The 11,292-nt window shown below is 39.9% G+C and carries 12 protein-coding genes, 1 rRNA gene and 1 riboswitch; of the genes, 12 read left to right on the plus strand and 1 reads right to left on the minus strand.

Annotation, left to right across the window (positions count from 1 at the left end):
* The first annotated feature begins 74 nt into the window (after nt 1-74).
* Together rrf and ACFSFW_RS00010 are read left to right on the plus strand one after the other, a co-directional pair.
* A 5S ribosomal RNA gene (gene rrf, locus ACFSFW_RS00005) occupies nt 75-190 on the plus strand.
* 739 nt (nt 191-929) lie between these two features.
* Nucleotides 930-1,235: a DUF3784 domain-containing protein gene (locus ACFSFW_RS00010; RefSeq protein ID WP_388034301.1), complete on the plus strand. Its 306-nt coding sequence runs from the start codon at nt 930-932 to the stop codon at nt 1,233-1,235.
* Between the two features lie 37 nt (nt 1,236-1,272).
* Here the strand turns inward: ACFSFW_RS00010 and ACFSFW_RS00015 are convergent, their stop codons facing one another.
* Nucleotides 1,273-1,707: an Hsp20/alpha crystallin family protein gene (locus ACFSFW_RS00015; protein WP_388034303.1), complete on the minus strand. Its 435-nt coding sequence runs from the start codon at nt 1,705-1,707 to the stop codon at nt 1,273-1,275.
* Between the two features lie 186 nt (nt 1,708-1,893).
* On the opposite strand from ACFSFW_RS00015, the gene ACFSFW_RS00020 reads away from it, so the two are divergent.
* The 10 genes from ACFSFW_RS00020 (at nt 1,894) to purF (ending at nt 11,270) form a co-directional block, all read left to right on the plus strand.
* Entirely contained in the window at nt 1,894-2,436 is a 543-nt protein-coding gene (locus ACFSFW_RS00020) for a DUF2179 domain-containing protein (protein WP_099362650.1), read from the plus strand.
* Nucleotides 2,433-2,630, plus strand: a complete 198-nt coding sequence (locus ACFSFW_RS00025; protein WP_304220294.1) for an NETI motif-containing protein — start codon at nt 2,433-2,435, stop codon at nt 2,628-2,630. The genes ACFSFW_RS00020 and ACFSFW_RS00025 overlap by 4 nt, the downstream gene beginning before the upstream one ends.
* A 74-nt stretch (nt 2,631-2,704) precedes the next feature.
* Nucleotides 2,705-2,806: riboswitch (purine riboswitch) on the plus strand.
* Between the two features lie 227 nt (nt 2,807-3,033).
* Nucleotides 3,034-3,522 (plus strand): 5-(carboxyamino)imidazole ribonucleotide mutase, encoded by a 489-nt coding sequence (gene purE / locus ACFSFW_RS00030; RefSeq protein WP_099362648.1) that lies wholly within the window; start codon nt 3,034-3,036, stop codon nt 3,520-3,522.
* Nucleotides 3,509-4,654: a 5-(carboxyamino)imidazole ribonucleotide synthase gene (purK, locus tag ACFSFW_RS00035; RefSeq protein WP_388034306.1), complete on the plus strand. Its 1,146-nt coding sequence runs from the start codon at nt 3,509-3,511 to the stop codon at nt 4,652-4,654. The genes purE and purK overlap by 14 nt, the downstream gene beginning before the upstream one ends.
* Nucleotides 4,655-4,666: 12 nt before the next feature.
* Nucleotides 4,667-5,959, plus strand: a complete 1,293-nt coding sequence (gene purB, locus ACFSFW_RS00040) for an adenylosuccinate lyase (RefSeq protein ID WP_388034308.1) — start codon at nt 4,667-4,669, stop codon at nt 5,957-5,959.
* A 51-nt stretch (nt 5,960-6,010) separates the two neighbouring features.
* The gene (purC, locus tag ACFSFW_RS00045; protein WP_388034378.1) at nt 6,011-6,736 is read left to right on the plus strand and encodes a phosphoribosylaminoimidazolesuccinocarboxamide synthase; all 726 of its coding nucleotides are present in this window, start codon (nt 6,011-6,013) and stop codon (nt 6,734-6,736) included.
* Nucleotides 6,724-6,978 carry a phosphoribosylformylglycinamidine synthase subunit PurS gene (purS, locus tag ACFSFW_RS00050; protein ID WP_388034310.1) on the plus strand — a complete coding sequence of 85 codons (255 nt, stop codon included), beginning with the start codon at nt 6,724-6,726 and terminating at the stop codon, nt 6,976-6,978. The genes purC and purS overlap by 13 nt, the downstream gene beginning before the upstream one ends.
* Nucleotides 6,975-7,664 (plus strand): phosphoribosylformylglycinamidine synthase subunit PurQ, encoded by a 690-nt coding sequence (purQ, locus tag ACFSFW_RS00055; protein WP_388034312.1) that lies wholly within the window; start codon nt 6,975-6,977, stop codon nt 7,662-7,664. The genes purS and purQ overlap by 4 nt, the downstream gene beginning before the upstream one ends.
* A complete protein-coding gene (gene purL, locus ACFSFW_RS00060) occupies nt 7,648-9,876 on the plus strand; it encodes a phosphoribosylformylglycinamidine synthase subunit PurL (RefSeq protein ID WP_388034314.1) in 2,229 nt (742 codons plus the stop codon). The genes purQ and purL overlap by 17 nt, the downstream gene beginning before the upstream one ends.
* On the plus strand, nt 9,852-11,270 hold the full coding sequence (purF, locus tag ACFSFW_RS00065) for an amidophosphoribosyltransferase (protein ID WP_099362642.1): 1,419 nt from the start codon (nt 9,852-9,854) through the stop codon (nt 11,268-11,270). The genes purL and purF overlap by 25 nt, the downstream gene beginning before the upstream one ends.
* Nucleotides 11,271-11,292 lie beyond the last annotated feature (22 nt).

Below are 11,292 nucleotides of genomic sequence, written 5' to 3' on the forward strand. Positions count from 1 at the left end.
GACTTAACCAAAATACTTCGAAGATGAATGTAAATGCGTTATCTAGTTTTGAAGGAATGAATCCTTTAACATAGTCTAGTGGCGATAGCGAAGAGGTCACACCCGTTCCCATACCGAACACGGAAGTTAAGCTCTTCAGCGCCGATGGTAGTTGGGACTTTGTCCCTGTGAGAGTAGGACGTCGCTAGGCAAACGAAAGATCAGCCGTTATGGTTGGTCTTTTTTTGTGCTTGGAAAGAGTAATTTGAAATTGTGGTGGGTTTTCTTCGATAAAGGAATGTAATTGTGAGTATTGTGATCGCTTTGTGATGAAATTAGAAAAAATCGAAAAACAATAATCGTCTAATCGGTATATCCCCATATCGAAAAACGATAAGTGCTATACCGCAAACAGCTTAATCGGTATATCCCCATATTGAGAAACAATAAATGCTATTCCGCAAACAGCTTAATCGGTATATCGTCACATCGAAAAACGATAAATGTTATACCGCAAACAGCTTAATCGGTATATGGTCACATCGAGAAACGATAAATGTTATACCGCAAACAGCTTAATCGGTATATCCCCACATCGAAAAACGATAAATGCTATACCGCAAATGGCTTAATCGGTATATCGCTATATCGAGAAACGATAAATGCTATACTGCAAACAGCTTAATCGGTATATCCCCATATCGAAAAACGATAAGTGCTATACCGCATACAGCTTATACGGTATATCGCTATAATGAGAAACAATAAATGCTGTACCGCACCCCCCGCAAACACCACAAATAGCGTATACCCCTACTAAAAAAGTAAACTGAAAACATACGCCAAACACCCGAACCATATATTAACCTAAAGCTACCATTCCTGAAACCTCCCGCCCCATAAATCCGTATATACCGTTATACATTATAAATTACAGAGGAGGGCCTCCGATGCTTGCTGGATTCATCACCTGTTTTATTGTCGGGCTTTTATGTGTTTTTATGGGTTTTTTGGTTTGGAAAAAGAAGATGCTTTCTTTAATTGCCGGATATAATGAAGAAACGTTTAAAGGAGATAAGGAGAAGTTAGCAAAAGCAGTAGGTGTGTTTACGATTATGATCGGTGTTCTTACCATTTTGCTTCCGTTTGGGTTAGAATTTATAAGCGAATGGATTGGGCTACTTTATGGGGCCGTTACTGTTGTTGGATCCATTTCCCTACTTATATATGTAAATAAACTAAATCAGCCTAAGTAAAAGAATCCCCCACCCAAATCGTGAGGGATTTTCTCATTTATTTGTCGCGATCTACTACCTCGACTTTTTTACGGGAGTCATCAGGAATTTGTTTGTGAAGGTGGATGAGTAGGAGTCCTCTTTTATAGCTTGCTTTAATCCGATCCTCTTTTACTGTGTAGGGGAGTTGTATTTCTCGTTGAAAGCTACCTTGGAAAATACCTTCTTGAATGATATCAAAGCCTTTAAAGTTCAGATTGATTTTTCCTTGTACTTCGAGTGTTTGATGGTTTACATAAATATCGACATCCTCAACTTTTGTTAATCCTGGTAGGCTTAGGACGACGAGCAGCTCATTTTCACCTTGGTAAAGATTTAGTTGAGAATGGGCGTTATCTAAAAATGGGGTAAATTCATTCCAAAAATCATCACCAAAAAAATGGTCCCATTGTTTTCGCCAATTATTCATATTTTTAAATTGGTCCATTTTCATGGGCTGTTGTTCCCTCCTCAAAATTGCATAATTCAACTAAAGTAGTATATGAGAGATCAAATAGGTATGTGCCTAGGGAGATATTTGAAAAAATATGTTTCGGGTAGTATTCTTTAGGGAAGATGTTTAGTAAAATGAATACTTTGGTAAGCTAAGAGAAGGAAAGGTTCCTAAGGGGGAGTAAATTTGTTATCGAATGCGTATGTAATGGTTCTCATTATTTTAGTGATTAATATTGTGTATGTGTCCTTTTTTACGATTCGGATGATCTTGACGTTGAAGGGCCAGCGGTATTTAGCGGCGTTAATTAGTACGGTTGAGGTTGTTATTTATGTCGTAGGACTTGGTTTGGTACTAGATAATTTAAATCAAATTCAAAATTTAGTGGCATATGCGGTTGGTTACGGAATCGGTGTCATTGTAGGGATGAAAATTGAAGAAAAGCTTGCTCTCGGGTATATTACGGTAAATGTAATCACAAAGGAATATGAGATGGATTTGCCGAAAAAATTGCGCGATGAGGGATACGGTGTTACGACATGGCAAACCCAAGGTAGAGAGGGAGATCGATTGTCGATGACAATTTTAACTCCACGCAAATATGAAATGAAATTATATAAAACCATTACTGATATGGATCCGAAAGCGTTTGTGATTACCTATGAACCAAAGTCCATTCACGGCGGATTCTGGGTGAAGGCTGTTAAGAGAGGAAAACTTGAAACATGAGTAAACCAAAAAAGCAAAAATTTGAAGTCAAAGATAATGAAACAATTGATCAATGCCTCGACCGAATGAAGGCAGAAGGGTATTTTCCTGTTAGAAGAATGGAGGAACCTGTATTTCAGGAGGTAACGCGTAATGGAGAGATTAGCGTCGAACCTTGTGGGAGAAAGATTGTTTTTGAAGGAAAGTTACAGTAAAACACGAACATTAAAAATGAAATTTTTGTAAAACGTTCGATATTAATTGACAATTGAATCACAATGTTGATAAGATTAGGTTAGAAAAAATACCTCATATAATCTTGGGAATATGGCCCATAAGTTTCTACCCGATAACCGTAAATTATTGGACTATGAGGGAAAAGTATAATTTTACCTATTCTTGATATAGAATGCCCAGGTAGGATTGCTTTCCCTTTTTTGGAAATCAGTCTTTTTCCTGGGCATTTTTACTTTATTTAGCAGAAGATAGCTAAATAAAGTAAAAGCCTCCGGCGGATGCCTCAGATTTTTAAAGGAAATTATTCGAGCGAGCTCGAATAAAAATCTGGGCGCAAATACGCCAAGGCGTATTTGATTTATGACAATTTAGGAGGATCTTATGAATCCAGTAGTTGGTGTAATTATGGGAAGTACTTCTGATTGGGAAACGATGAAAGAAGCGTGCAATGTTTTAGAGGATATTGGAATTCCTTATGAAAAAAAGGTAGTTTCTGCTCACCGTACTCCAGACCTTATGTTTGAATATGCGCAAAACGCAAAGGGTCGAGGCATTAAGGTTATTATTGCCGGAGCTGGTGGTGCTGCGCATTTACCGGGTATGGTTGCAGCAAAAACAACCCTACCTGTGATCGGGGTTCCGGTTCAATCGCGTGCATTAAATGGACTCGATTCACTATTATCAATCGTTCAAATGCCTGGTGGAGTACCAGTTGCAACGGTAGCGATTGGTAAAGCAGGTGCTACAAATGCAGGATTATTAGCAGCTTCGATTCTTGGGACATCTAATCCGGAGTGGGATCAGAAACTTGTTGATATAAGAGAAAATAAAAAAATTCAAGTACTAGAAAGTAGTGATGAACTTGAATAAGCGAATTTTGCCGGGCCAAACGATTGGTATTATTGGTGGTGGTCAGCTTGGGCGAATGATGGCCATTTCGGCTAAGGAAATGGGATTTTTTGTGGCCGTTCTGGACCCAACGCCAAATTCTCCGTGTGGGCAGGTAGCTGATATTGAAATTACGGCTAATTATGATGACCTAGAGGCTATCAAGGAATTGGCTGGCGTTAGTGATGTAATTACGTATGAATTTGAAAATATAGATTATGAGGCTCTTACGTGGCTTGAAGAAAATGCAAACCTACCACAAGGGAGCCACCTATTAAAAATTACACAAGATCGTGGTACTGAAAAGAGTGCAATTCAGGAGATTGGCTTGCAAGTTGCCCCGTTTCAACTTGTGGAAAATGAAGAGCAATTAGCTGAGGCAGTTGAGCTAATTGGATTTCCTTCCGTGTTAAAAACTTGCCGTGGAGGCTATGACGGAAAAGGTCAATTTGTTTTAAAACATAAGGAAGATATAGCATTAGCAGGAAAACTTCTGGCTTCTGGGCGATGCATCTTGGAGGCATGGGTTCCATTTCAGAAAGAAGTGTCTGTCATTGTTACACGAAATATAGCAGGTGAGGTAAAAGCTTTTCCAGTAGCGGAAAACATTCATGTTGAGAATATCCTACACCAATCAATTGTTCCGGCTAGAATTTCTGAAATAAGAGAAACTAAGGCAAAAGAAATGGCAATGAAGCTTGCTTCTGAATTTCAATTAGTAGGAACATTAGCGGTTGAAATGTTTGTGACTGAGGATGGTGAAATCTATATTAATGAACTGGCACCACGTCCACATAACTCTGGTCACTATTCAATCGATGCATGTGAAACTTCACAATTCGAGCAGCATGTTCGCTCAGTCTGTAATTGGCCGCTTGGAGAAACAACTCTATTACGTCCTGTTGTGATGACAAACATTCTTGGAGAGCATGTAGAGCCATTACTTGAGAAAGTGTCCGAATTATCAGGTGTGAAGGTTCATTTATATGGAAAAGCAGAAGCAAAAGTGAAGAGAAAGATGGGGCATGTTACCGTCTTAGGAAAAACAGTGGAAGAGGCTTTAAAAAAGTCAGATTCCTTGCAAATTTGGAATGATTCACATATTCGCATTTAAGGAGGATTTTACATGATTGAACGTTATACTCGTGAGGAAATGGGGTCTATTTGGACGGAGGAGAATCGCTTCCGTGCTTGGCTCGAAGTGGAAATTTTAGCTTGTGAGGCTTGGGCAGAGCTGGGTGATATTCCAAAAGAAGATGTTGCTCTTATCCGTAAAAATGCATCCTTTGATGTGAATAGAATTAAAGAAATCGAAGAGGAAACAAGACATGACGTTGTGGCGTTTACACGTGCCGTATCAGAAACATTAGGTGAAGAAAGAAAATGGGTTCATTATGGATTAACGTCTACCGATGTTGTGGATACAGCCCTATCGTATGTGTTAAAACAAGCCAATGACATTTTACAAAAAGACATAGAACGCTTTATCAATATTTTAGCGGAAAAAGCGAAGGAACATAAACACACCGTAATGATGGGGCGTACGCATGGCGTTCATGCCGAACCAACAACATTTGGTTTAAAGCTTGCCTTATGGCATGAAGAAATGAAACGTAATCTTGAACGCTTCAAGAATGCTGCGGAAGGTGTTCAGTTTGGGAAGATTTCAGGAGCGGTTGGAACTTATGCCAATATCGATCCGTTTGTTGAGCAGTATGTGTGTGAAAAGCTTGGCATTACAGCTGCACCGATTTCGACTCAGACATTACAGCGTGACCGTCATGCGGCATATATGTCCGCATTAGCACTTATCGCAACTTCAATAGAAAAATTTGCGGTAGAAGTTCGTGGTTTACAAAAGAGTGAAACAAGAGAAGTAGAAGAATTTTTTGCGAAAGGTCAAAAAGGTTCTTCTGCAATGCCACATAAACGAAACCCAATTGGGTCTGAGAATATGACAGGATTGGCTCGTGTGATTCGAGGATATATGATGACAGCCTATGAAAATGTGCCACTTTGGCATGAACGTGATATTTCACATTCATCTGCAGAGCGCATCATTTTACCGGACGCTACGATCGCGTTGAATTATATGCTTAATCGCTTTGGAAATATTGTAAAGAACCTAACTGTGTTCCCAGAGAACATGAAACGCAATATGGATCGTACACTTGGATTGATTTACTCGCAACGTGTGCTATTAGCGTTAATTGATTCAGGTTTAACAAGAGAAGAGGCTTACGATACGGTACAGCCTAAGGCAATGGAAGCTTGGGAAAAACAAGTTCCGTTCCGTGGGTTAATTGAAGCCGAAGAAAAAATCACGAGTCGTTTATCTCCAGCGCAAATTGAGGATTGCTTTGATTATAACTACCACCTTAAGCATGTAGACATGATTTTTGAACGCTTAGGTTTATAAGAATATATAGAGTCGCTTAATCTGAATCTTTTAGGGGGAGTCAAGATGGACGTGAAAAAGCTTCGTTTACTGTATGAGGGAAAGGCTAAGAAACTCTATCAAACAGCTGAAGATTCCATCGTCTTAGTGGAGTACAAGGATGATGCCACAGCGTTTAATGGGGAAAAGAAGGCACAAATCGTTGGCAAGGGTCGATTGAATAACGAGATTACAAGCCTTATTTTTTCTAAGCTTCATACTGCAGGAATCAAAACACATTTTATCGGCAAACTTTCAGAAAATGAACAACTCGTCAAGCATGTATCGATCATACCACTGGAGGTTGTTGTTCGAAATGTGGTTGCTGGCGGTTTTTCAAAGCGAGTTGGAATTGAAGAAGGAACGGATTTAGTAAAACCGATTGTTGAATTTTACTATAAAAATGATGACTTAGGTGATCCACTTGTGAACGAGGACCACATTGAAGTGCTAAGTCTTGCAACGAAAAATCAAGTGCTAGAACTAAAAGAACAGGCACTAAAAATCAATGAGGTATTACGCACTTTCTTTTTAGACCTTCAAATCAGATTAATAGATTTTAAACTTGAATTTGGTGTAACGAAAGACGGTGAGGTTTTATTAGCTGATGAGATTTCACCTGATACATGCCGCTTCTGGGATATTGAAACAAATGAAAAATTGGATAAGGATGTATTCCGTAGAGACCTCGGAAATGTAACAGACGCTTATACGGAAATTTTAAATCGACTAGGGGGAAAAATTGCATGTACAAGGTAAAGGTTTATGTAACATTAAAAGAAAGTGTTTTAGATCCACAAGGAAGTGCTGTGAAAGGATCTTTGCACCAATTAAATTATAAAGAAGTAAATGATGTTCGAATCGGAAAATATATGGAGTTAATGATCGATGAATCAGTAGCTGATCTTGATAAAACGGTTAAGGAAATTTGTGAAAAGCTTTTAGCAAATACGGTAATTGAGGATTATCGTTATGAGGTTGAGGAGGTTGTCACACAGTGAAATTTGCCGTAATCGTGTTTCCAGGTTCTAACTGCGATGTTGATATGTATCATGCTGTAAAAGATGCCCTTGGTGAAGAAGTCGAGTATGTATCGCATACTGCAACAAATCTTGAAGAGTTCGATGGTATTTTACTTCCTGGAGGATTCTCTTATGGAGATTACCTACGTACAGGTGCACTTGCTCGTTTTTCAAATGTCATGGACGAGGTTGTAAAAGCAGCTGAGGCTGGTAAACCAATCCTTGGTGTATGCAATGGCTTCCAAATCCTGTTAGAAGCAGGGCTTTTGCCAGGTGCGATGCGCCGTAATGAGAAACTAAAGTTCATGTGTCGTCCGGTTGAGATAAGAGTTGAAAACAATACAACAATGTTTACATCTGAATATAAAGCTGGTGAAGTCATCACAGTTCCGATTGCCCACGGTGAAGGAAACTATTATTGTGATGAGCAAACACTAGCTAGATTACAAGAAAATAATCAGATCACATTCACATATAACGGAACAAATCCAAATGGTAGTGTTGCAGATATCGCAGGTATTACAAATGATCGTGGAAATGTTCTAGGAATGATGCCTCATCCGGAAAGAGCGGTTGAGGAGTTATTAGGTAGTGCAGATGGAATCAAATTATTTCAATCAATTGTGAAAAATTGGAGGTTGGCAGCACATGTCGTTACTTCTTGAACCAAGTCCGAACGAAATTAAAGAACAAAAAATATATAGTGAAATGGGTTTAAGTGATTCTGAGTTTGAATTAATCGAAAAGATTATTGGTAGACTTCCAAATTATACAGAGACAGGTTTATTCTCAGTTATGTGGTCTGAGCACTGTAGCTATAAAAACTCAAAGCCGGTGTTACGCAAGTTTCCGACAACTGGTGAGCGCGTTCTTCAAGGACCAGGTGAAGGTGCTGGAATCGTTGATATCGGTGATAACCAAGCGGTTGTTTTTAAAATTGAAAGTCATAACCATCCTTCTGCAATTGAGCCATATCAAGGGGCAGCAACGGGTGTTGGTGGAATAATTCGTGACGTTTTTTCAATGGGAGCAAGACCTATCGCTCTATTAAACTCACTTCGTTTTGGAGAGCTAACTTCTCCAAGAGTGAAATACTTGTTTGAAGAAGTAGTCGCAGGAATCGCTGGCTACGGAAATTGTATTGGAATTCCTACGGTTGGTGGAGAGATTCAATTTGATTCGTCATATGAAGGGAATCCCCTTGTTAACGCTATGTGTGTTGGGCTAATTAATCACGAAGATATTCAAAAGGGTCAGGCAAAAGGTATCGGCAACACAGTGATGTATATTGGTGCGAAAACTGGCCGTGACGGTATCCACGGTGCAACCTTTTCATCTGAGGAACTCTCTGAGGAATCTGATGAAAAACGATCAGCTGTACAAGTTGGAGATCCTTTTATGGAAAAGCTATTGCTTGAAGCATGCCTAGAACTTGTAAAATGTGATGCATTAGTCGGAATTCAAGATATGGGTGCAGCTGGATTAACAAGCTCTTCCGCGGAAATGGCAAGTAAAGCAGGCTCAGGAATTGAAATGAACCTTGATCTTGTTCCACAACGTGAAACAGGGATGACAGGGTATGAAATGATGCTCTCTGAATCACAAGAACGTATGTTAATCGTTGTTGAAAAAGGAAGAGAGCAAGAAATCCAAGATATCGTGAATAAGTATGACCTTGAAGCTGTTGCAATCGGAAAGGTAACGGATGACAAGCAACTTCGCCTAGTTCATAAGGGTGAAGTAATCGCGGATGTTCCGGTTGATGCACTAGCAGAAGAGGCACCTATCTATCATAAGCCTTCAAGTGAGCCAGCTATGTATCGTGAATTTAAGGAAATGAAGGTTGAAGCTCCTAAGCTTGAAGATGTAGGGCAAACTCTACTGGAATTACTTGCACAACCAACAATCGCAAGTAAAGAATGGGTTTATGATCAATATGATTACATGGTCCGTACAAATACGGTTGTGGCTCCGGGGTCAGATTCAGCGGTTGTAAGAATCCGTGATACTCAGAAAGCACTTGCGATGACAACAGACTGTAATTCTAGGTACCTTTATCTAGACCCTGAGGTTGGTGGGCAAATTGCTGTTAGTGAAGCAGCAAGAAATATTGTTTGCTCTGGTGGCGCACCGCTTGCGATTACTGATAACTTGAACTTTGGGAATCCAGAGAATCCAGAAATCTTTTGGCAAATTGAAAAAGCTGCAGATGGAATTAGTGAGGCATGCCGTGTGTTAAACACTCCAGTTATTGGAGGAAACGTGTCTCTTAACAATGAAACGAACGGTAAAGCTATTTATCCAACACCAGTTATCGGAATGGTTGGATTGATTGACGATGTCGCTCATATTACGACTCAGGAGTTTAAAGAAGCGGGCGACCTCGTGTATGTAGTAGGAGAAGCGAAAGAAGAATTCGCAGGCAGCGAGTTACAAAAATTAATTCATGGCGAGATTTTTGGTCCCGTTCCTGAACTAGATTTAGAGATTGAAAAAAGAAGACAAAAACAAGTTTTAACTGCCATTCGTGCAGGTGTTATCGCTTCTGCACATGATGTGGCAGAGGGTGGCTTTGCAGTTGCATTAGCAGAAAAGGCATTCGGAGCAAAGGGCTTAGGTGTAAAGGTGCAAATTCAAGGGGATGTAGTAACTGAGTTATTCAGTGAAACACAATCTCGTTTTATTGTATCTGTGAAGAAAGAAAACAAAGAAAAGTTTGAACAGCTTGTAAGAGCAAATCTGGTCGGAGAAGTAACAGGTGATGGATCATTTATCGTTAAGGGTCAAACTGGAAAGGAAGTTATTAATCTTCCAGTCGATGATCTAAGACGCACATGGAAAGGAGCTATCCCATGCTTGCTGAACTCAAAGGCTTAAATGAGGAATGTGGTGTATTCGGTATCTGGGGACATCCAGATGCAGCCAAACTAACTTATTATGGATTACACAGTTTACAGCATCGTGGTCAAGAGGGTGCCGGCATTGTTGTCAGTAATGGCGAAAAGCTTCGAATTGTAAAAGGAGAAGGCCTTGTAAATGAAGTATTTGGCAATGGCCAACTTGAACAACTAGAAGGAAATGCAGCGATTGGGCATGTCCGTTATGCAACAGCTGGTGGCGGGGGCATCCAAAATGTTCAGCCCCTCCTGTTTCATTCTCAAGTAGGTGGGCTAGCGATTGCTCATAACGGAAACCTTGTCAATGCCAATGATTTAAAGCATCAGTTGGAAAACCAAGGAAGTATTTTTCAAACTTCCTCAGATACAGAGGTTCTCGCACACTTAACTAGAAAAAGCGGCTATACGAAAATAAAAGACCGAGTTAAAAATGCCTTAACGATGCTAAAAGGGGCTTATGCATTCTTAATCATGACTGAAAAGAAAATGATTGTTGCCCTTGATCCAAATGGTCTTCGTCCGTTATCACTTGGTAAACTGGGAGACGCTTGGGTAGTAGCTTCTGAGACTTGTGCGTTTGATATTATTGGCGCTAAATTCGAAAGAGATGTTGAGCCAGGCGAATTAATTGTGATTAATGATGAAGGCATTCAATCAGAACGTTTTTCATTAATGGCAAATCGTGCAATGTGCAGCATGGAATATATTTATTTTTCACGTCCGGATAGTAATATTAACGGTGTGAATGTTCATACAGCAAGAAAAAAATTAGGTAAACAGCTTGCGCTTGAAGCACCAATTGATGCCGATATTGTAACAGGTGTACCGGATTCTAGTATTTCAGCAGCGATTGGTTACGCAGAAGAATCAGGAATTCCTTATGAGTTAGGTCTCATTAAGAATCGGTATGTTGGTAGAACCTTTATTCAGCCATCCCAATCATTACGTGAACAAGGAGTGAAAATGAAGCTCTCACCAGTTCGTGGTGTTGTGGAAGGCAAGCGTGTTGTCATGGTGGATGATTCGATCGTCCGTGGAACAACAAGCCGACGAATAGTAAAAATGCTTCGTGATGCAGGTGCGTTAGAAGTGCATGTATGCATCAGTTCACCGCCAATTAAGAATCCATGCTTCTACGGAATTGATACCTCAACACATGAGGAATTGATAGCTTCTTCGCATTCGGTTGAAGAAATGCGTCAAATCATTGGGGCGGATACATTAACATTTTTAAGTCCTGAGGGGCTTGTAAAAGCAATTGGAAGACCGTTTGAAGGAGAAAATCGCGGACAATGTATGGCTTGTTTTACAGGGAAATATCCAACGGAGATCTTCCCAGATACGGTATTGCCGCATGAAAAAGTATTCAGCTAAAAAAAGTAGAGGTGTTCATAAC

This window comes from Ferdinandcohnia salidurans (assembly GCF_042680725.1).
In the GTDB taxonomy this organism is placed as follows: domain Bacteria; phylum Bacillota; class Bacilli; order Bacillales; family Bacillaceae_L; genus Ferdinandcohnia; species Ferdinandcohnia salidurans.